This is a genomic window from Chryseobacterium tagetis (assembly GCF_016735585.2).
Classification (GTDB): Bacteria; Bacteroidota; Bacteroidia; order Flavobacteriales; family Weeksellaceae; genus Chryseobacterium; species Chryseobacterium tagetis.
Window position 1 is genome coordinate 706,688 of record NZ_JAERSE020000001.1, and the last position, 21,885, is coordinate 728,572.

General features: G+C 34.8%; 22 protein-coding genes. 14 read left to right on the forward strand and 8 right to left on the reverse strand.

Features of this window, described 5'->3' with window-relative positions; all coding sequences use genetic code 11:
• Positions 1–3: 3 nt before the first annotated feature.
• Positions 4–831 (reverse strand): SAM hydrolase/SAM-dependent halogenase family protein, encoded by an 828-nt coding sequence (locus tag JI747_RS03040; protein ID WP_225686199.1) that lies wholly within the window; start codon positions 829–831, stop codon positions 4–6.
• A 131-nt stretch (positions 832–962) separates the two neighbouring features.
• On the opposite strand from JI747_RS03040, the gene JI747_RS03045 reads away from it, so the two are divergent.
• From JI747_RS03045 to JI747_RS03070, 6 genes are all read left to right on the forward strand, one after another.
• On the forward strand, positions 963–1,919 hold the full coding sequence (locus tag JI747_RS03045) for a PhoH family protein (RefSeq protein ID WP_225686201.1): 957 nt from the start codon (positions 963–965) through the stop codon (positions 1,917–1,919).
• Positions 1,920–2,004: 85 nt separating this feature from the next.
• Entirely contained in the window at positions 2,005–2,667 is a 663-nt protein-coding gene (locus tag JI747_RS03050; RefSeq protein ID WP_225686203.1) for a porin family protein, read from the forward strand.
• Positions 2,668–2,777: 110 nt separating this feature from the next.
• Entirely contained in the window at positions 2,778–3,290 is a 513-nt protein-coding gene (locus JI747_RS03055; RefSeq protein WP_225686205.1) for a hypothetical protein, read from the forward strand.
• Positions 3,291–3,694: 404 nt separating this feature from the next.
• Positions 3,695–4,312 (forward strand): outer membrane beta-barrel protein, encoded by a 618-nt coding sequence (locus JI747_RS03060; RefSeq protein ID WP_225686206.1) that lies wholly within the window; start codon positions 3,695–3,697, stop codon positions 4,310–4,312.
• A 72-nt stretch (positions 4,313–4,384) separates the two neighbouring features.
• The gene (locus tag JI747_RS03065) at positions 4,385–5,053 is read left to right on the forward strand and encodes an outer membrane beta-barrel protein (RefSeq protein WP_225686207.1); all 669 of its coding nucleotides are present in this window, start codon (positions 4,385–4,387) and stop codon (positions 5,051–5,053) included.
• Between the two features lie 41 nt (positions 5,054–5,094).
• The gene (locus JI747_RS03070; RefSeq protein ID WP_225686208.1) at positions 5,095–5,718 is read left to right on the forward strand and encodes an outer membrane protein; all 624 of its coding nucleotides are present in this window, start codon (positions 5,095–5,097) and stop codon (positions 5,716–5,718) included.
• A gap of 78 nt (positions 5,719–5,796) precedes the next feature.
• On the opposite strand, the gene ffh is transcribed toward JI747_RS03070, so the two are convergent.
• A complete protein-coding gene (gene ffh, locus JI747_RS03075) occupies positions 5,797–7,158 on the reverse strand; it encodes a signal recognition particle protein (protein ID WP_225686209.1) in 1,362 nt (453 codons plus the stop codon).
• Positions 7,159–7,615: 457 nt separating this feature from the next.
• Between ffh and atpB the strand changes: the two genes are divergently transcribed.
• From atpB to JI747_RS03115, 8 genes are all read left to right on the forward strand, one after another.
• Entirely contained in the window at positions 7,616–8,737 is a 1,122-nt protein-coding gene (gene atpB, locus JI747_RS03080) for a F0F1 ATP synthase subunit A (RefSeq protein ID WP_225686210.1), read from the forward strand.
• A gap of 50 nt (positions 8,738–8,787) precedes the next feature.
• The gene (locus JI747_RS03085) at positions 8,788–9,006 is read left to right on the forward strand and encodes an ATP synthase F0 subunit C (RefSeq protein WP_056031560.1); all 219 of its coding nucleotides are present in this window, start codon (positions 8,788–8,790) and stop codon (positions 9,004–9,006) included.
• A gap of 99 nt (positions 9,007–9,105) precedes the next feature.
• The gene (locus JI747_RS03090; RefSeq protein ID WP_225686211.1) at positions 9,106–9,600 is read left to right on the forward strand and encodes a F0F1 ATP synthase subunit B; all 495 of its coding nucleotides are present in this window, start codon (positions 9,106–9,108) and stop codon (positions 9,598–9,600) included.
• A 2-nt stretch (positions 9,601–9,602) separates the two neighbouring features.
• Positions 9,603–10,142 carry an ATP synthase F1 subunit delta gene (gene atpH / locus JI747_RS03095; RefSeq protein ID WP_225686213.1) on the forward strand — a complete coding sequence of 180 codons (540 nt, stop codon included), beginning with the start codon at positions 9,603–9,605 and terminating at the stop codon, positions 10,140–10,142.
• An 18-nt stretch (positions 10,143–10,160) separates the two neighbouring features.
• Positions 10,161–11,738: a F0F1 ATP synthase subunit alpha gene (gene atpA, locus JI747_RS03100; protein WP_225686215.1), complete on the forward strand. Its 1,578-nt coding sequence runs from the start codon at positions 10,161–10,163 to the stop codon at positions 11,736–11,738.
• A gap of 80 nt (positions 11,739–11,818) precedes the next feature.
• Complete coding sequence (gene atpG, locus JI747_RS03105; RefSeq protein WP_225686217.1) at positions 11,819–12,679, forward strand: ATP synthase F1 subunit gamma; 861 nt, start codon at positions 11,819–11,821, stop codon at positions 12,677–12,679.
• 470 nt (positions 12,680–13,149) lie between these two features.
• Positions 13,150–14,508: a hemolysin family protein gene (locus tag JI747_RS03110; RefSeq protein WP_225686219.1), complete on the forward strand. Its 1,359-nt coding sequence runs from the start codon at positions 13,150–13,152 to the stop codon at positions 14,506–14,508.
• 11 nt (positions 14,509–14,519) lie between these two features.
• The gene (locus tag JI747_RS03115) at positions 14,520–14,825 is read left to right on the forward strand and encodes an ATP-dependent Clp protease adaptor ClpS (RefSeq protein ID WP_225686220.1); all 306 of its coding nucleotides are present in this window, start codon (positions 14,520–14,522) and stop codon (positions 14,823–14,825) included.
• A gap of 281 nt (positions 14,826–15,106) precedes the next feature.
• Here the strand turns inward: JI747_RS03115 and JI747_RS03120 are convergent, their stop codons facing one another.
• From JI747_RS03120 to serC, 6 genes are all read right to left on the reverse strand, one after another.
• Entirely contained in the window at positions 15,107–16,465 is a 1,359-nt protein-coding gene (locus JI747_RS03120) for a M20/M25/M40 family metallo-hydrolase (protein WP_225686221.1), read from the reverse strand.
• A 51-nt stretch (positions 16,466–16,516) separates the two neighbouring features.
• Positions 16,517–16,927 (reverse strand): RDD family protein, encoded by a 411-nt coding sequence (locus tag JI747_RS03125; protein ID WP_225686222.1) that lies wholly within the window; start codon positions 16,925–16,927, stop codon positions 16,517–16,519.
• An 11-nt stretch (positions 16,928–16,938) separates the two neighbouring features.
• Complete coding sequence (locus JI747_RS03130) at positions 16,939–18,336, reverse strand: M28 family peptidase (RefSeq protein WP_225686223.1); 1,398 nt, start codon at positions 18,334–18,336, stop codon at positions 16,939–16,941.
• 54 nt (positions 18,337–18,390) lie between these two features.
• Positions 18,391–19,635 carry a DUF1015 domain-containing protein gene (locus tag JI747_RS03135; RefSeq protein WP_225686224.1) on the reverse strand — a complete coding sequence of 415 codons (1,245 nt, stop codon included), beginning with the start codon at positions 19,633–19,635 and terminating at the stop codon, positions 18,391–18,393.
• Positions 19,636–19,643: 8 nt separating this feature from the next.
• Positions 19,644–20,603: a D-2-hydroxyacid dehydrogenase gene (locus JI747_RS03140; protein ID WP_225686225.1), complete on the reverse strand. Its 960-nt coding sequence runs from the start codon at positions 20,601–20,603 to the stop codon at positions 19,644–19,646.
• A 123-nt stretch (positions 20,604–20,726) separates the two neighbouring features.
• Positions 20,727–21,791 carry a 3-phosphoserine/phosphohydroxythreonine transaminase gene (serC, locus tag JI747_RS03145; protein ID WP_225686227.1) on the reverse strand — a complete coding sequence of 355 codons (1,065 nt, stop codon included), beginning with the start codon at positions 21,789–21,791 and terminating at the stop codon, positions 20,727–20,729.
• Between the last annotated feature and the right edge of the window lie 94 nt (positions 21,792–21,885).

Genomic DNA, 21,885 nt, shown 5'->3' on the forward strand with positions numbered 1-21,885 from the left:
ATTTTAAGAAAATTCAATGTAAATATTCTCTCCTACGTTCATTCCAAAGAGGCTTTTTGCCCCATTTTTCTTACTTCCTTTATAGATCGTAAGCTCCAAAAGCTGACTGTCATTGAAGATTGCCGCTGACTGACCGTGGTATTCCGTTTCTCTTTCCCAATCAGAAACAACTTCTGTGTGGCTTGAAAAAACTTTTGAAAGAGCTAAGTTTCTGAACCTGATGGTAAAGTTTTCATACCCGTTTCCTATACTTTCAAAAAAGTCTTTACTGATATTTGAGATGATATTTCCGAAATTATCAATATAGGTAACCTCCCCGATAATCATCTTTTCAGATTCATTATGTACGGGTTTGGGAAATAAAAGTTGTTTTGCGGTATCAATTTTTCGTCCGATCACTCCAGGAAGACCTCCGTTTGCTAAATGTACGGCTGCCGGAACAAAAATATCTGTTGACGTGAAATTAACGATATCATCAAACCTGTTATTCAAAGTAATTTCAAAAATTGCTTCAGGTTTAATGTCAAATAATATCAAACTTAAAAGACCATTATCTGCTGCAATAAAGTAATGACCATCTGCCTTGTATAAAATATTTTTTCTCGATCTATGCTGAAAACTATCAACAGCAATGATATGAATGCTGCCTTTCGGAAAATGTTTGTAAGCATTTCTTACAATATATGAGGTCTGTACAAGGTTGAAAGCCTGAATATCGTGGGTGATATCAACAATATTAACCTTCTGATTCAGAGAAAGAATGCTGCCTTTCACAGCGGCGACTCTGTAATCCAAATTTCCGAAATCTGAAGTAAGGGTAATAATTGACATTAATTGTTTGTAGAATAATAGTACTGCAAATTTATCTAAAATAAAAAGAAAGCCCGAAATATTCTAGAAAAGAATTTGATAAAAATTTCAAAAAAAGCTTTACATTTAAAATCTAAAAATAAAAATACTGCATGTTTGAATTGACATATGATTTGGAAGATATCGACATGAAAATCTTCTACGGAGTTAATAACCAATTTTTCAATTTAATAAAATCAAGTTTTCCTACCCTTAAAATTACAGGAAGAGATCACTTTATCTTTGCGATGGGGAATCAGGAAGCTTTAGATATATTTAAACAGAAGCTTGATGATATTGTTAAGTTTATCTCAAAAAACAACTCTATTGAACTTAAAGACGTTGAAAATATCCTCAATTTAAAAGATGAAAATGAAAAGCAACTTGTTTTTGATCAGGATATCATCGTAAAAGGGGTAAATGGTAAAGTCATTAAAGCGAAAACAACCAATCTTAAAAAATTAGTAAAAGAGACTGAGAAAAAAGATATGGTTTTTGCGATCGGACCTGCAGGAACAGGAAAGACTTATACCAGTGTCGCTTTGGCAGCAAGAGCTTTAAGAGATAAAGCGGTAAAAAGAATTATATTGACCAGACCGGCTGTAGAAGCAGGGGAGAGCTTAGGATTTTTACCGGGTGATATGAAAGAAAAGTTAGATCCTTATATGGCACCACTTTATGATGCTCTTCGAGATATGATTCCTCATGAAAAACTAGAAGGCTTTATTGAGAAAAAAGTAATTGAGGTAGCGCCGTTGGCTTTTATGAGAGGGAGAACGTTGGATGATGCTTTTGTAATTCTTGATGAAGCGCAAAATACGACCCATTCTCAGATGAAAATGTTTTTAACGAGAATGGGGATGAATGCTAAGTTTATCATTACAGGAGATCCAAGCCAGATCGATTTACCACCAAAACAGCAATCTGGTCTGAAAGAAGCTATGAGAATTCTGAAAGATGTTAAAGAAATAGGTTTTGTTCATTTGACAGAAGAAGATGTTGTAAGACATCCTGTTGTTAAGAAGATTATTTTAGCATATAACGAAGAAGACAAGAGGCAAAGAGATTAATTTTCTGTGAAATTTCGGAGATTGTTGTTAAATTCGTAAAAAGTGATATATTTGCTCGCTAATTTTTAGAAAAAACAAATATATCATGAAAAAACTTTTACTTATTGCAGCAGTTGCTGTCATGGGAAGTAGTGTTTACGCACAGGAATTCAGATTCGGGCCAAAAGTTGGTTTTGCAATGTCAACAATGAAAATTGATGAAAATCAGGATAATTTGGGAAAAAGAAATATGGATCCCAAATATACTTTTTACATTGGAGGTATGGCAGAATATAAAATCAATGATAATTTTGGATTTCAGGCAGAAGTTTTATATTCTCCGCTTGGGGCAAAAGAAAAGATTGATGGAATAAATGCCGGAATTATGTTCGTAGGTGAGCAGACTAAGGTTAATTTAGGAACATTATTGGTCCCTATTTCTGCAAAATATTTTATTTCAGAAGGTTTCTCAATTGCTGCAGGTGCTAACTTCGGAGTTATTCTTTCTGCTAAGCAAAAGACCGTAATTGGTTCTGATTTTGCCGATATGGAAATTGAAGGAGATTCTGGAGAAGTAGATATTAAAAATGATATCAAAAAACTAAATATCGCTCCATTTGTAGGAGTAGAGTATATGTTTGAGAACGGATTCTTCATCGATGGAAGATACAGCTTAGGGGTATCAAACCTTTCTAATGACGGAAGCGGAGGAAAAGTAACGAATAGTTTTGCTCAAATTGGAGTTGGGTTCAAATTTGGAGGGAACTAATATTTCTCTCTACTTATATAAAAATAAAGCAGGATAAAATTCCTGCTTTTTTCATGAACGGCACTGAGTTTGCATACCTAGTTTTTTAACAACATTTTAAATTTTAAACAATGAAAAGATTATTATTACTAGGGGCTTTTGCACTTTTTGGTGGTATGGCTCATGCACAAGAAGGTTTCAGACTAGGAGGTCATGTTGGTGCTCCGCTAGGTGATGCTTCAGATGCAGCTAGTGTTACAGTAGGTGTAGATGCAGCATATATGTGGAATATTACTAAAGGTTTAGATATTGGTGCTACTACAGGATATTCTCATTTTTTCGGGAAAGATAACGTAGATGATTTCGGATTTATTCCTATTGCAGCTTCAGGGAAATATAAATTTGCTAAAATCCCACTTTTTGTAGGGTTGGATTTAGGAGCAGCTATTTCTACTAAAGATTATATCAATAGTGGTTTATATATTGCACCAAGAGTAGGATACCAAATGAAAAATGTGGAACTCTATTTAGGATTCCAAAATATCAGCAGCCGATATAAAAATCATGGAGGCTACTACTGGTATGATGATAACAGATATAATTTTGGTGCCGTTAATTTCGGTGTGAATTTCTTCTTGAAATAAGAAATTAAGAAATAATTATAATGAACTCCAGCTATAAAGCTGGAGTTTTTTACTTTTTACCATTAAATGTAATTTAATTATAAACACTATTTAGGAAAAATAATATTTGTTTTTTTGATTAATTGAATCATATATTAATTTATTATACATAATTTGATAAAATATGTAGCTATATCTGCTTTTTACAGGCCTGAAAATCACGAAAAATAATCTTTTTTCTTTTCTGGTTATCAAATTGTTGTTTTTTTATTCAAAAAATTGTGAAAAAATGAAAAAGCTTTGTTTGGTGTGATTTATTTTGGGAAAATGACAAATTTTAACAATGATATTAATCACATTAACAAATTTTAATATTAGAGTAGACCAGTATAAATTTGTACTCAGAAAGTATTAAAATTATTAAAATGAAAAAATTATTATTAGCAAGTGCTATTGCACTTTTCGGTCTATCTAATGCTCAGATTGCTAAAGGTACTACATATTTATCAGGTGTTGTAAACTATTCTTCAACTCAGGATAACAACACTGATTCAAAAGTAGAGAAATTTACAATTACTCCTACTGTAGGATATTTTGTTGGGACTAACCTAGCTGTAGGACTAGGAGTTGGATATACAACTGCTACAAACACTTCAACTAGCCCAATCTCTACTGTTGAAACTAAAATTTCTGATGATGCATTCGTAGTAAAGCCTTTCGTGAGAAAATACTGGACTTTAGGAGATAAATTATACATCTTCGGACAATTAGAAGTTCCAATGGCTTTCGGTAAAGAAAAAAGCGAATACAGCGGTACAGCTTCTCAGTATAATACTGAAAACAAATACACTTCAATTGGAGTAAACGTGAAACCAGGTTTAGATTATTTCTTAAACAAGAACTGGTCTATCGAAGCTACAATTGGTGAGTTCGGATACAACAACTTCAAGTACAAAGATCTTGATAAAAGTACTGATAACTTCAACTTCGGTTTGAACTTATCTTCTGTAACTTTCGGAGTTAAGTATGTTTTCGCTAAATAATTTAAGCTAAAAGCATTAAAAATAAAAGTCCTAAGTTCTCTTAGGGCTTTTTTATCATCATAAAAACTAGACATGAAAAAACTTATTTTTGGTAGTGCTATTGCACTTTTCGGACTTTCTAATGCCCAGATTAAAACAGGAACAGTGTATGTTTCAGGACAGATAAGCTACAGTAAAGAAGAGAATAAAAACGCTACTTCCATCATTAAAGATTTTAAAATAAACCCTACAGCAGGGTTGTTTGTTGCTAAAAACCTAGCGGTAGGAACCGGATTAGGGATTACAAATAAAAAGGAAGAATACAATGAAATATACAGGAGTGGTTCTTCTGCTACGTTTGTTAACTATACAGGAGAAAGAAAAGCTGTTGTGGTGGCTCCTTTTGTAAGAAAATACTGGACTTTATCGAACAATTTATACATTTTTGGACAGCTTGAAATCCCGATGGAGTTTGGGAAATTGAATGAGGATGCATTGGCTACATATGTGGATGAAGTATCCGGATACTTTGGTCAGCAGACTCTATCTGCTGAGAGAAAATATACCTCTATCGGAGTCAATGTAAAGCCAGGATTTGATTATTTTATAAATAAAAACTGGTCTATTGAAGCGACGATAGGGGAGTTTGGATATAAGAATTTTAAATATAAAGACGAGGGTGCTAAAGCTTTGAATAGTTATAGTTTCGGCTTGAACTTATCTTCAATCACTTTTGGAGTGAAATATGTTTTTACTAAATAAATCAACTTAAATATAAACTATAATTTTTTAAATTAAATAACATGAAAAAACTATTATTAGCTGGTGCAGTTGCACTTTTCGGACTTTCTAACGCACAAATGACTAAAGGAGACTGGGTAATCAGTGGAAATACCGGTATGGGTTTCAACAGCATTGATACTAAAACTAAAGCAGATGGACAAAGCTATGACGGACCAAAAGTGAGCACATTCTCTATTACTCCTTCTGCTGGATATTTTGTAATTGATAAATTGGCAGTAGGTATCGACTTAGGTTTTACAAGTGTTACAACAAAAGATGATGGTGACAAGTCTACAATTTCAAGTTTTTCTGTAATGCCAACTGCCACTTATTATTTTGCAAACAGCAGCAAATTGGTTCCTTTCTTAGGAGCAGGTATTGGGTATGCGTCCAATAAAACAAAGGAAACTTATTCAGGAAGCTCAGATGAGTATACAGCTGACGGTTTAGCTTGGAAAGTAAAAGGGGGGGTAACTTACATGGCTACTCAGTCTTTAGGAATTAACCTAGGAGTTTCTTTTGATCAGTTTTCTAACAAAGAAACTTATTTTGGAACAGAGTTTAAGAATACTGTAAATACTTTCGGTGTAAATGTAGGTTTTTCTTATTTCATCAAAGCTAAGGCTCAAAAAGGAGATAAATAATCAGACTTTTTAGTTGAAAAACAAGAAAACCGACTCAATTTTGAGTCGGTTTTTATATTTTAAAGAATCTCGCTTAGTTTATTTTCCAAACATTCCGCCCATTCCCGGCATATTTGGCATTTTGCTCATCATCTGCATCATTTGCTTTCCTTGAGGTCCCTGCATCATCTTCATCATTTTACCCATTTGGTCGAATTGCTTCATCAATTGGTTTACATCCTCAATTTTTCTTCCGGCACCTCTTGCAATTCTGTTTTTTCTTTGCGTATTGATAATAGAAGGTCTTCTTCTTTCTTCTGGAGTCATAGAGTAGATGATTGCTTCGATGTGTTTAAATGCATCATCGCTGATTTCAACATCTTTGATTGCTTTTCCAACTCCAGGAATCATTCCCATCAAATCTTTCATGTTACCCATTTTCTTGATCTGATTGATTTGTTTTAAGAAATCGTCAAAACCAAATTCGTTTTTAGCGATTTTCTTATGAAGTTTTTTTGCTTCCTCTTCGTCAAACTGTTCCTGAGCTCTTTCTACTAAGGAAACAACGTCTCCCATTCCCAGGATTCTGTCTGCCATCCTTTCTGGGTAGAAAAGATCTAAAGCTTCCATTTTCTCGCCAGTAGAGATGAATTTAATTGGTTTTTCAACTACTGAACGAATCGTTAAAGCAGCTCCACCACGAGTATCACCATCTAACTTAGTTAAAACAACCCCGTCGAAATTCAAAGCTTCGTTGAACGCTTTTGCTGTATTTACAGCATCCTGACCTGTCATTGAGTCAACAACGAAAAGGGTTTCATTAGGCATAATAACAGAGTGAACGGTTTTAATTTCCTTCATCATCTGCTCATCAATCGCCAAACGACCTGCAGTATCGACGATCACAACGTCATGACCATTAGATTTAGCAAAATTAATGGCATTCTGAGAGATACTTGAAGGATCCATAGAACCTTCTTCCGTGAAAACAGGAACCCCGATTTGTCCGCCTAAAACTTTAAGCTGGTCAATCGCAGCCGGACGATAAACGTCACAAGCAACTAAAAGAGGTTTTTTATTTCTTTTTGTTTTTAAATAATTGGCTAATTTTCCTGAGAAAGTTGTCTTACCTGAACCCTGAAGACCTGCGATAAGAATTACAGATGGTTTTCCTGAAAGGTTGATTCCTTCCTGAGAACCTCCCATTAGATCTACCAATTCATCATGAACAATTTTGGTCATCAATTGTCCCGGAGTAAGGGAGGTAAGAACATCCTGTCCTAAAGCTTTATCCTGAACTCTTTTAGTAAGATCTTTTGCAACTTTATAATTAACATCGGCGTCCACCAATGCTCTACGAATTTCTTTTACGGTCTCGGCAACATTGATTTCCGTGATTTTTCCACGTCCTGAAATGTTATGAAGCGCTTTGTCTAATTTATCCTGTAAACTATTAAACATATTGATTGTAAATTATAAGTGTGCAAAAATAGGGAATTTTTAATAATATATATTATATAAGGTATTGAGATTTTCGTTTCAGAATTATAATTCTATTTTTGCAAAATGAATTTCAAGGATTGTTTGATTATTATATTACTGATTGTGGCTTTAAATAGCATTGTTTATATGATATTTAAAAAGTATTTGTATACTCAATCAGATGCTGGAATGAAATTTCTTGTCATAAATATCTCAAAGGATATTGTCTGGCTTGCTATTTCTTTACTATTAATAGAGAAAACAACAGAAAATTTTCTATTTATAGCTGTTTGCTTTATAGTAGCTTCATTCTTTATATATTTTCTTATAATAAAACTCATTAACAAATCTTGATTTTTTTGATGATAAAAATCAATTTTTAATATTGGTAAAGTTTAATAAAATCGATATATTTGCACACGATTAAAAAAGAGATATGAACAGAAAAATTTCTTCATTATTTTTCGCATTTTTATTTGTGTTTATTGGTGTTTTTGCCAGTGCACAACATGAGTCTGAAGGTGAAAAATCAGCTGAAAAAGTAGAGAACAAAGAGGCGGAGAAGGGCTTCAATGCGACCAAAATGATCATGGAACACATTGGTGATTCTAATGAATGGCATTTATGGACTACAAAAGATGATAACGGTGAAGAGCATCACGTATCTGTTCCATTACCGGTAATTATTAAAGATAATGAAGGTTGGCACACTTTTCTTTCAAAGAGTATTGCTCACGGTAATGAACGTGACGGGTATACTTTAGAAGAGGGGCAGGTAGTTTCTACTAAAGGAGTTCAGAAAGCAACATTGTTCTCTATTATTAGCGGAAAACAAAAGTCAAACGAAGTATTCTTTGATCTTTCAGTTACTAAAAACACAGCCTCGATGTTTTTGTCAGTGATTTTTATGGCAGTGATTTTCATAGGAATGGCAAGAAATTATAAGAAATCTCAATTACCAAAAGGAGCGGGTAAATTATTAGAGCCTGTAATTGTATTTATCAGAGATGAAGTGGCTATTCCAAACATTGGATCAGTTAAATATAAAAGATATATGCCTTATTTATTAACTGCATTTTTCTTTATCTGGTTCAATAACTTATTCGGTTTGATTCCTTTCTTCCCGTTTGGAGCTAACCTTACAGGTAATATTGCAATCACAGCGGTTTTGGCAATCATCACTTTATTAATTACATTGTTCAGTGCTAACAAAGATTACTGGAAACATATCTTTATGCCACCGGTTCCAATCTTATTGTATCCTATTATGGTTCCAATTGAGATTATCGGGATCTTTACAAAGCCTTTCGCTTTAATGATGCGACTTTTTGCTAACGTTACAGCGGGACACATTATGATTTTGGCGATTATTTCATTGATCTTCATTTTCAAGTCTCCGTTCTTAGGATTTGCATCTGTACCATTGGCATTGTTTGTTTCAGTACTGGAATTATTAGTAGCAGCATTACAAGCATATATCTTTACAGTATTATCTGCATTGTTTATTGGAATTGCTGTTGCAGAGCACGAGCATGGTCATGAAGAGCACGCTCACTAATTAAAAGAAAAATATTTAAAATAATTTTTAACTAATATAATTTATTTATTATGGACATGTCAACTGGAGCAGGTTTAGTTTACGTAGGTATCGGTTTAGCAGTACTAGGTGTAGGTCTAGGAATCGGTAAAATCGGAGGTCACGCAATGGATGCTATCGCTAGACAGCCAGAGCAAGCTGGTAAGATTCAAGGAGCAATGCTTATTGCTGCAGGTCTTATCGAAGGTGCTGGTCTTATCGCGATTATCTTTGGTGCTTTCATCAAGTAATCTATCCTCAAAAAATATTCTTAGCAGTGAAGCGGTTGGCTGCTGCTAAGAATTTTAAAAACAATCCATAAAATAACACTTAAAAAAGAATTTACAGATATGGGAATTATAGAACCTGGAATTGGACTTTTGTTTTGGATGACCCTTACTTTTGTTATCCTATTATTTCTTCTTGCAAAATTCGCTTGGAAACCAATCGTTAATGCCGTTAATGACAGAGAAACTTCTATAGTTGATGCATTAAACCAGGCTAAATTGGCTAAAAAAGAAATGGAAGAGCTTAAAGCAGATAATGAAAGAGTAATTCGTGAAGCAAAAGTTGAAAGAGATGCTATTCTTAAAGAAGCTAGAGAGATTAAAGATAGAATCGTAGGTGAAGCTAAAGATGCTGCAAAATCTGAAGGAGATAAAATGATTGAAGCTGCTAAACAAACTATCAATGCAGAGAAAAATGCTGCCATGGCAGATATTAAAGCTCAAATTGGTACAATGTCTGTGAATATTGCAGAATCTATCCTTAAACAGAAATTAGACAACAGCGAAGCTCAAAATGAGTTGGTTCAGAATTATTTAAACAAATCAAATCTTAACTAAGAATGCTTACATCTAAAGTAGCTAAAAGATACGCACAAGGTTTACTTGATTTCACAAACGAAACAAGCCAAACAGCTACTGTATTTTCTGAAATGAAAGATGTAGTAAAAGTAATGATTGAATCTAAAGATTTGAATAAATTCTTCCTTACTCCTTACATCGATTCTAAAAAGAAAATTGAAGTAGCCTCAGAAATTTTTAAAGGATTATCACAATCTTCTCAAAACCTAATTAAATTGGTGATTAAGCAAGGTCGTGAATCTCAATTGAAAAATATCGCTCAGGAATTTATCAATAAAGTTGAAGATATTAACGGTATACAGAGACTTACTCTTACTACTGCTACAGAAATATCGAATGCAAATATTGAAGAGATCCTAAAATCAAGTAATCTTGTAAACACAAGCGAAAACTTCGATTTAAAAAAAATTATCAATCCTGAAATTTTAGGAGGATATATTTTAAGAGTAGGAGATCAGCAGATCGATGCATCTGTAAAAACTAAACTTAACCAAGTTAAAAAAGGTTTTCAATTAAATTAAGAAAAAAACAACCATACAATGGCAGAAATAAATCCGGCAGAAGTATCTGCGATCTTAAAACAGCAATTGGCCAACTTCGATACTCAATCAAACGTTGAGGAAGTAGGTACAGTTTTAACCATCGGTGATGGTATCGCTCGTGTATACGGGTTAGAAAACGTACAATATGGAGAGTTGGTGAAATTTTCTAGTGATGTAGAAGGTATTGTACTAAACCTTGAAGAAGACAACGTAGGTGTTGCTTTGCTTGGTGAAAGTAAATTAGTAAAAGAAGGAGATACAGTAACAAGAACAAACAGAATTTCTTCTATCAAAGTAGGAGAAGGGATGTTAGGAAGAGTAGTAGATACTCTTGGTAACCCTATCGATGGTAAAGGTCCTATTACTGGGGAATTATACGAAATGCCATTGGAAAGAAAAGCGCCTGGAGTTATCTTCAGACAGCCAGTAACTGAACCTTTACAAACAGGTATCGTTGCAATCGACTCTATGATCCCTGTAGGAAGAGGACAAAGAGAGCTTATCATTGGTGACAGACAAACAGGTAAAACTACTGTTGCGATCGATACGATCATCAACCAAAAAGAATTCTTTGATGCTGGTAAACCAGTATATTGTATATATGTTGCTATCGGACAAAAAGCGTCTACAGTAGCACAAATCGTTAAAACTCTTTCTGATAAAGGAGCTTTAGCATACACGGTAATCGTTGCTGCTAATGCATCAGATCCAGTTCCAATGCAGGTATATTCTGCTATGGCAGGAGCTTCTATCGGAGAGTTCTTCAGAGACAGCGGTAGACCAGCTTTGATCGTTTATGATGATTTATCTAAACAAGCAGTTGCTTACCGTGAGCTTTCTCTACTATTGAGAAGACCACCGGGACGTGAGGCTTATCCTGGAGACGTTTTCTATCTTCACTCAAGACTATTGGAAAGAGCTGCAAAAGTTATCGCTGATGACAATATCGCTAGCCAAATGAACGATTTACCTGAGTCTTTAAGACCAATCGTAAAAGGTGGTGGTTCATTAACGGCACTTCCAATTATTGAAACTCAGGCAGGTGACGTTTCTGCGTACATCCCTACAAACGTAATCTCTATTACAGACGGACAGATCTTCTTGGAGTCTGATCTATTCAACTCAGGGGTTCGTCCGGCGATCAACGTTGGTATCTCTGTATCAAGAGTAGGAGGTAACGCTCAGATTAAATCAATGAAAAAAGTTTCTGGTACTCTTAAATTAGACCAGGCTCAGTATAAAGAACTAGAGGCGTTTGCTAAATTCGGTTCAGATCTAGATGCTTCTACTTTAGCAGTTATCTCTAAAGGAGAAAGAAACGTTGAGATCCTTAAGCAGCCAGTAAACTCTCCACTTCCTGTAGACAGCCAGGTTGCTATTATCTATGCAGGAACTGAGAACTTATTGAGACATATTCCTTTGAACAAAGTAAAAGAATTCCAACACGAGTATATCGAATTCCTAAGATCTAAGCACCCAGATACAATGGCTGCTATCAAAGCTGGAAAAATCGATAACGATATTACAGGAGTTCTTAAGCAGGCAGCTAATGATTTAGCTTCTAAATATAACTAATTAAAAATTCAATGTTTAAGGTTTAGAATTTCAAAGTTGTAAACCTTAAACTTTAGACTTTAAACTTTGAACCTAATTTAATGGCAAACTTAAAAGAAATACGAAGTAGAATCAGTTCAATTTCATCTACGATGCAAATTACACGTGCTATGAAAATGGTTTCGGCAGCGAAGCTAAAGAAGGCACAAGATGCTATCGTAATGTTGAGACCATATTCTGAAAAACTTCAGGAGATCATCCAGAATGTAAATTCAAGTTCAGATCCTGATCAGGTTTCTATTTATGCTCAGAAAAGAGAGGTGAAGAGAGTTCTTTTCATTGCTGTAACTTCCAACAGAGGTTTGGCAGGTGCTTTCAACTCATCAATCGTAAAAGAGCTTAATATCCAGTTTCAGAATAATTCTCAGCACGAAATTGAGGTTCTTACCATTGGTAAAAAAGCTTTTGATGCGGTAAGAAGAAGCAGAAAAGTATTTTCTAACGAAAGTGCAGTATTTGATAATCTTACATTTGACAGAATTGCGAATGTTACTGAAGGGGTAATGAAAAGTTTCAGAGACGGTAAGTTTGATGAAGTTTATTTGATTTATAATAAATTTGTAAATGCTGCATTGCAAGAAGTAACTGCAGAACAGCTTCTTCCGATTTCAATGCCTGAAACAGAAAAATCAGAAGTAGAAACTGATTATATCTTTGAACCTAACAAAAATGAGATTTTAGATAATTTGATTCCAAAATCAATTAAAACTCAGGTGTTCAAAGCAGTTTTAGATTCTGTAGCCTCTGAACACGGTGCGAGAATGACAGCAATGCATAAAGCAACAGATAATGCACAGGCATTGAAAAATGATCTTGTGATTTTCTATAATAAAGCGAGACAGGCTGCTATTACAAACGAGATCCTTGAGATCGTTTCTGGAGCTGAAGCTTTAAAGAATTAATACATACAAAAGTATTTATAAAATATACTAAAGAAAGCATCGAAGATATTCGATGCTTTCTTTGTTTTCGGGGAATTCACCCGTATAAAAAAGGGTTGTTTTACGGATATGCTGTTTTTCACTTATCCCGTAAATTTGTAGAAGTAAAATAAGAGTTAAACACAGCTTTAAAACTGGTTGTAACTCGATGGAATAAAGAAGAAATCAATCACCAAACCACATAGAAATAATATAGTTTCTTCAATTTATTTTTAAAAAGGATCAGCTGCTTACACTTTGTAGCTGGTCCTTTTGTCTGTTTCTAAGTGCTGAAAGCTTCACGATAATGAAAATAAACTGAATTATATGATTGTATTTCAGTACGTAAGAAAATCAGTGTATGCAGTGCTTTTAAGGTTTATAAGAAATACAAGAGCTTTAATTGTATTATTTTGTATATCTTTGTATGATAAATTTATATTAATTTCTAAATGGATTCGGACATAGTCAGGCTTTTGTTGGCCTTATTACTTGTTTTACTTAATGGCTTTTTCGTAGCCGCTGAATTTTCAATTGTTAAAGTTCGTTATTCACAAATACAGCTAAAAGCCGCAGAAGGTAACTCTATGGCAAAACAGGCAGAACACATCATCAAACATCTTGATGAATATTTATCTGCAACCCAATTGGGAATTACACTAGCTTCCCTGGCTTTAGGTTGGGTAGGAGAAAGTGCATTGCATCATATTATTGCCAATATTTTTGATTCTCTTAGTATTAATCTTAGTGAATCATCAATTACTTCGGTTTCTTTAGTGATTAGCTTTATTTTAATTACGATTATGCATATTGTTTTTGGAGAGCTTATTCCTAAATCAATTGCGATCAGAAAATCGGAAGCAACTACAATGGCAACTGCTGTGCCTTTGAGAGTTTTTTACACTGTTTTCAAACCATTTATCTGGTTGATGAACTCTATGTCGAATTCTTTCTTAAGAATCGTAAAAATACATCCCGCTTCAGAGCAGGAGATTCACTCTACAGAAGAATTGCAGCTTTTGGTAAAGCAAAGTGCTGACAGCGGAGAAATTGAAGAAGAAAACTATGAGATCATTAAAAATGCATTTGATTTCACAGATCACTCTGCAAAACAGATCATGGTTCCGAGACAGAATATTACCTCTATTGACTTTGAAGAAGATATCACTGAAATCATCAACAAAATTATGGATAGCGGATATTCCCGTATTCCTGTGTATGAAGATTCCATAGATAATATTGTGGGTATTTTATATACTAAAGAGATCATCAGAGAATTTGTAAAGAGAAAAGGGGAACTGAATCACGAAGACCTTAAAGAACTGATGCGTGATGCGTTCTTTGTGGTGGGAAGTAAGAAGATATCAGATTTATTGAAGATTTTCCAGCAGAAAAAACAGCATTTAGCAATCGTAATCGATGAATTCGGAGGAACTGAAGGAATCATTACGCTTGAAGATATTTTGGAAGAACTTGTTGGAGAAATTCAGGATGAAGAGGATGATGAAGAAAAAGTGGTAGATAAAATAGGAGACGACATTTATTGGGTTCAGGCAACTCAGCCTTTAGAAGAGATCAACGAGTTTTTACCTAAAAAATTACCTCCTTCCGAAGAAAGCGAGTACAATACATTGGCAGGGTTTATTCTTCATGCATTGGCAGACATCCCGGAAGAGAACCAGGAGTTTGATCTTGATGATTATCATTTCAAAATTTTGAAAATGAATAATAAAAGTGTCGAGCTTGTGGAATTGGTGTATGAAAGACCCAATAATACCAATGAACTGGCAGATAAATTAGGTGAAGTTTAAAATTTAGGAATATGTTTTTTCATAACCATATAAAAGATTACGAAAACCCGAAACGCCAGTATGAAGAAGAAGTACTTGTATTGGATGATTTAGATGAAGTATACAAACTTGTATTACATAATGATGATATACACACTTTTGATTACGTTATAGATTCTCTGATCGAAATTTGTAAACATACGTTGGAGCAAGCCGAGCAATGTACAATGTTAGTCCATTTCAAGGGCAAATGTACTGTGAAAACAGGCTCATTAGATCTTTTGAAGCCTATGCACGAAAAATTACTTTCAAGGGAATTAACAAGCGAAATCGTGTAAGGATTCTTTTATCTTTACTCATTATAGAATAAAAAGAGTTCAGGATTTCCTGAGCTCTTTTTTATGCTTTGTTCAGTAGCATAGAAAATAATGTAAATGGTTTTGATGCATCAGAAGGAGAAGCTTCCTATTACCTTATGAGATGCTTCTTAAAAAAAATGACACGCTTCTCAATAGTGGATGAGAAGCGTGTCGATTTTAATTTTGTACTTATTATTGATAATAAGGAATTGAAATGAATAAATACCTCTGTAAATTATATTTCAGAGGGTTTGTTTTTCTTACCAGTTTTTATCAACCATATAAATAAGTTGCGTCATTACCGTAGCGCCAAGAAGAAGTTCTCTTCTGTTGATTTTCTCGAAGGTATCTTCTTCGGTATGGTGAATGTCAAAATATCTTTGGGAATCCGGTACAAGCTCTACGGCAGGAACTCCCATATCTTTCAGAGGATAAATGTCTGTCCCAGAATATTTATTTTCAAAATCATAAGCTCCGTAAGGAAGAAACAGAGGTTTCCAGCTTTGGATCTGTTTTCTTTTCGTTTCATCCATTTCCAAGGCAATTCCTCGTGGGGTAAATCCACCTGCATCAGATTCTATGGCAAAAAGATGCTTTTCGTCGTTTTCTTTAGCTGTTTTTCCATACTGTATTCCTCCCTTTACGCCATTCTCTTCATTAGCGAAACAAACTACACGGATGGTATGATTATTTTGAATCCCCAGTTTTTTGAATGTTCTTAATACTTCAATACTCTGAACAATTCCGGTTCCGTCATCATGAGCTCCTTCACCGACATCCCAGGAATCTAAATGACCGCCAACAACGATTACGCTTTTATCTTTTTTACCTGTGATTTCACCGATCACGGAGTGGGAGAGTTTTTCACCTTTCATCCCGCAGTTGGAGTTTAATTTTGCAGTGACTTTCTGAGATTTTAAAAGAATTTCAAGTTCATCAGCAACAGAGCTTCCGATAGCAACCGCAGGGATTTTGTGATCATTTTCGTAACGCATTGCTCCGGTATGAGGTACGTCATCAAAAGCTGATGAAAGAGATCTGATAATGGCAAATTTTCCTCCTTTCTTAGCCGTTAAAGAAGCTGCATTCACTCTGTACTTTGCGGCGTCACTGTATCCTTTGAATGTTTCGATATAAGACTGACTAAACGGATAGTTGAAGAAAACAATTTTGTCTTTTACCTTTTCTGCAGGTAACTTTTCATACTCATCCAAAGATTTGACCATGATAATTTCTCCAGAAATATCTTTACCGCCGGTTCCTTCCGAATTTCCTAAAGAAAGCATTTTTAAACTTTTCCATTTTCCTGTATTGGTCTTGATCTGCAAAGACTCTTTTCCTCTTTCCCAAACCGGAATCATCACTTCCTGCAGCCAGACCTTATCTGCTCCTGCATCACGAAGCTGCTGAGCGGCCCATTGAACAGCTTTTTCATAGGCTGCAGAACCACTCAAGCGGTGTCCGATGTTTTTGGTTAAATCTCTGAGTTCATTGTAAGCTTTGCCGTTATTTAAAATTTCTGTTGAAATCTTATTGAATTGGATTGAATCTTCTTTGGTTTGTCCAAAAGTATTCAGGCTTAAAAATATAGTTGCTGCTAACACATGAAGTCGTTTCATAGTAATTATGGTTGCCAAGTTATTTTTTATCTATTTGATGTATAAAGGTAATTAAATTCTTACCACTTTAGTTTTTGCAAGTAGATCCCCAAGTCTTTTACTTTCCTGTGAATTTAAGATGATAATGATAGCTACAAGTCCAAAAAAGAACATATCAATCGGATCTACTATATGTCTTAAAAACGACTGCTTTAAGCTTATGGTTACTAAAGTATTTTCGTCAACAGGCTTTAAACTAAATAAGTAATTTCCCAATGTAGAGCCCAGCGTAGTTTCTATCACACACAGATAGAGGAACCAAAAAAGAAATACAGGAATTACTTTAATCCCATTTACTGAATATTCACCATCTGAATTCAACTCTCCAAATAAAAGAATATAGATAGATGTAATGGAAAGAATGATAAAATAATCAACTGAAGCAGCTGCTATTCTTCTCAATAAAAATTTTTCAGTTTTCATTTTTTAGGATGTTACCAGTTTTGATCAATCATCAGTACCATTTGGGTCATCACAATAGAGCCTAAAAGAAGCTCGCGTTTATTTACTTTATCATAAGTATCCTGAACAGAGTGGTGGTAGTCAAAATATCTTTGGGTGTCTACGACAAGCTCTGCCAAAGGAACATCCAGTTTTTTCAGCGGAGAAATATCCTGAATGGCATCTGTCTGGTCAAAATCATAAACACCGTAAGGAAGGAAGTAGTTTTTCCATTCGAAGATCTGCCTTCTTCTTTGCGGTGACATATCTAATGAAAAACCTCTCGGAGAATATCCTCCTGCATCAGTTCCTAAAGCAAATATATGTTTCTCTTCTTTCTTTTTGACATAAGAGGCATATATTTCGCGCCCTTGTCCGCCATTTTCACTGTTGGAATATAAAACCACACGTATGGTGTGATTATTTTCATAGCCAAGAGCTTTCAATGTTCTTAAAACTTCAATACACTGTGCCACACCGGTACCGTCGTCAATCGCGCCTTCTCCGAAATCCCAGGAATCCAATTGGGCTCCTAAAAGAATAATCTTAGAGTCTTTTTTACCGGGAATCTCGGCAATAACATTCGGATTGACCGTTTCGCCTTTTGATTCAGCAGACATATTGATCTTTGCCGTAACTTTTTGCTTTTTTAATAATGCTTCAAGCTCATCTGCAGATTTTGTTCCAATTGATAGAGACGGGATTCTGGCTTTATCATCCGGTTCATAGTACACCATTTTAGCATGAGGAGTATCATTGTACGCTGTTGTTAATGATCTTATGATCAAAGCTTTTGCGCCTGTTTTGGCAATCACAGAAGCTGAAATTAATTTTGATTTTGCCGTAATTAAATACGAATCGCTGGTATTGATGATTTTCGGATCCAGCGGAAGATTTACGAAAACGATTTTGTCTTTTAACTGCCCGATAGATATAGAATTGAGCTCACCTGTAGTATTGATCAGAACAATTTCACCGGTAAGATCTTTTCCTCCGGTTCCTTCAGAATTTCCGAAAGAAAGCATTTTAATACTTTTCCATTCCCCGTTGGATGCTTTTATCTGTAGAGATTCTCTTCCTCTGATCCAGACAGGGGCTTTTGCATCCTGTTTCCAGACTGTTTCTATTCCGATTTTCTTGAACTGTTTTTCGGCCCAGTCTACCGCTTTTGCGTATCCGGGAGTGGCACTGAAGCGCGGTCCTATCCCTTTTGTAATTTCACCAAGATTATCATAGGCCGTTCCGTTGGTCATAATTTCATCCGAGATTCTTTTGAACTCGGTATGATAATTATATTTAGGAGTAGGAGCCGTTTTTTTTACCGGCTTCTTTTGAGAAAATAAAAATCCACTCAAAAAGAGTGGAAATATGATAAGTAATGATTTCTTCATTTTTATACTGACCTATTTCTTTTCAAAGCATAAAAATAAATAAAAAAATGTGAATTAAGGCTTCATGTCATACATTAATAACGCAGTCACCAGTTTAGGTTCTATAAAGGTACATTTTGGCGGCATGCTCAGTTTAAGATCTGAAATTTTGATCATATCATTAAAGCTTACAGGATAGATCCCGAAACCAACTTTACCTTCACCGTTGTCAATACTTTCTTTCAGTAATTTAATCCCTTCAATATTTGAAGTTCCTTTTATATAAGAAATTTTATCTGAGCTGTCAGAATCCTGGATGTTAAGAATATCTTTGATGATGTATTTATCCAAAAGATGATGGTCAAGATTGTCTAAAGACATTTCCTGAGAACGAAGGTCGTGCTTTACGTGAAGAGAGTAAAACTTACCGTCAAGATACATCGAAATGTGGAATTTCTGGGAAGGGTAGTACGGTGTTTCTTCTTTTTCGTGAATTAAAAAATACTTTTCAATTTTAGCTAAAAACTCTTCACTGCTCAAACCATTAAGATCAGTTACAATCCTGTTGTAATCATGAATTTTAATAGACTGATTGGAAACAATAAAACTATACACAAAGTTATAAGCTTCTGTTCCGTTGTGTTTCTTGTTTTTGTCTTTCAGGCGTTTTGCATTCAACGCAGTAGACCCGATCCTGTGGTGTCCGTCTGCAATGTAAAAAGCATCAATCTGATCAATAACTTCTTTGAATTGCTGTAATTTCAGACGGTTGTCGATCCTCCAGATTTTGTGACGTATTCCGATGCTGTCTATATGATTGAAAATAGGAACATTTTTCTCTTCATGATTCATCAATAATTCTATTTTTGAATTGGAAGGATAGGTCAGCAATACCGGTTCTGCCTGAATATTTACTTTTTCAAGATAATGTGCCAGTTTTTCTTTTTTCTGCGGAATGGTACTTTCGTGTCTTTTGATTTTCCCGCTCCAGAAATCTTCAACACTGCTTAAACCTAAAAGTCCTCTGAATACCTGTTTGTTAGGATATATCTGCTCATAAAGATAATAAGCCGAACTATCCTGTACCAGGACTTTCTCGTTCAGAAGCTCTTCAAAAGTAGTTCTTATTTTCCTAAGATTCCTGTCGACATCTTTGGATTTACTTACAACATATGGTTTTATCATATTGATATAAGTATTTTCAACCTGTGCTTTTTCAGCAATTTCAGATTGGGTAAAATTGTCTAAAGGATGAGTAGGAAAAGTCGATTCATAATCTTTATGAGGTCTTATTCCACGAAATGGTTTAAAAACAGGCATATTTTCTTTTATAGTTCGTTTTTTAGCTTAATAATTTGCTCTGCAAGTTCGAGTCCTATTTTTTCCTGAGCATCGACTGTGTTTCCTCCTACGTGAGGGGAAAGCGACAGCGCAGGATTCATCAATAAAGGTAATTCCGGATTGGGTTCGTTTTCAAAAACATCCAAAGCAGCTCCTGCCACTTTTTCAGATTCTATGAAATCGATCAATGCCACTTCATTAAGGACACCGCCTCTTGCAGTATTTACAATATAGACCCCATCTTTCATTTTTTCAAATTGTGGTGCATCTATAATATATTCGTTCGTCTGTGGAGTATTGATGCTTATGAAATCAGCTTCTTTTAAGAAAGCATCCATATCATTGCTGGAAGTAATCTCAAATTTCACCGCTTGTCCATCGAAGAAATTTAAACTAAGAATTTCAGTTTGAGGTTTTCTTGTTAAGACCTTCACTTTCATTCCTAAAGAGATTCCTATTTTCACCACTTCCTGACCAATACTTCCAAAACCAATCACTCCTAGAGTTTTTCCTGAAAGCTCATACGCATTACTGAACGATTTCTTCATCGCATTGAAGTGGGTATCTCCTTCCAATGGCATCAATCTGTTGGATTCGTGAAGAAATCTTGCCAGAGACAAGAAGTGGCCGAAAACCAATTCAGCAACCGATTTTGAGGATGCGGTCGGTGTATTGATGATATATTTCCCTTTTTCAATAGCGTATTCCACGTCAATATTATCCATTCCGATGCCTCCTCTTCCGATAATTTTCAGATTCGGACATGCGTCTATAAGATCCTGCCTTACTTTCGTAGCACTTCTTACCAAAAGAACGTCTACGTTATTTTCGTTGATGAAATTGATTATGTGGTCTTGTGCAACCCTGTTGTCCAAGACTTCAATTCCCGCATCTTTCAATGCCTGTTCTCCTGCTTTCGAAATACCGTCGTTAGCTAAAACTCTCATGGTTTTTATATTAATTTAAATATTCAAATAGTGAATTATTAAAAATTTAAATAGCTGTGCAAATTAAGAAAATTTAAAATAACACTTAATTAGTATTTAAATGTTTGATTATTAATATTTTATTTATTTTATAGATTTCATCACATCTACCAAAACCTGTACACTTTCGATAGGTAAAGCATTATATAGACTTGCTCTGTAACCTCCCAAACTTCTGTGCCCGTTTAATCCGCTGATTCCGGCTGCTTTCCATGCATTGTCGAATTCTTCTTTTTTACTATCGTCTGTAATTTTGAAAGAAACATTCATTAATGAACGGTCTTCTTTTACACAGAATGTTTCAAATAAAGGATTGCTGTCGATTTCGTCATACAATAATTTTGCTTTTGCTTCATTTCTTGCTTCAGCAGCTGCAATTCCTCCGTTGTTTTCTAAGTGTTGTAAAGTAAGCAAAGAAGCATACACTGGGAAAACCGGTGGAGTATTGTACATGGATTCTTTAGCAATATGCTGAGAGTAATCAAGAATTGAGAACATATTCTCTCTTCCTGTCTTTCCTAAAATTTCTTTTTTTATCACTACTAAAGTTACTCCTGCAGGTCCCATGTTTTTCTGAGCTCCGGCATAGATTAAATCAAATTTGGAGAAATCCAGTTGTCTTGAGAAAATATCTGAACTCATGTCGCAAACCATCAAAGTATCTACTTCAGGGAAAGATTTCATCTGAGTTCCGTAGATCGTATTGTTTGAAGTACAGTGAAAATAATCGTATGCTGAACCTACTGTATAATCTTTAGGAATGAAAGAGTAGTTTTCTTCTTTTGAAGAACCTACAACATCTACAGTTCCTACTTTTTTAGCTTCTTTAATAGCTCCTGCAGCCCAAGTTCCTGTATCCAAATAAGCCGCTTTTCCGCCAACTTTCATCAGATTGTAAGGCACCATAGCAAACTGAAGACTTGCCCCTCCTCCTAAATATAAAACTTCGTAATCATCTCCTAAATTCATCAGTCTTTTTACGATAGCACGAGCTTCGTCCATTACCGCAACGAAATCTTTGCTTCTGTGCGAAATTTCAAGAAGTGATAATCCGATTCCATTAAAATCTAAAATCGCCTGTGCCGATTTTTCGAAAACTTCCTGAGGTAAGATACATGGTCCTGCGCTAAAGTTGTGCTTTTTACTCATAGTATTTATTATTTTTGGATTTTCTGTAAAAAAAATCTTCTTACAGCTTCATTTTTAGTTCCTTATTAAAAAAATATGAATTATTTTATATAAA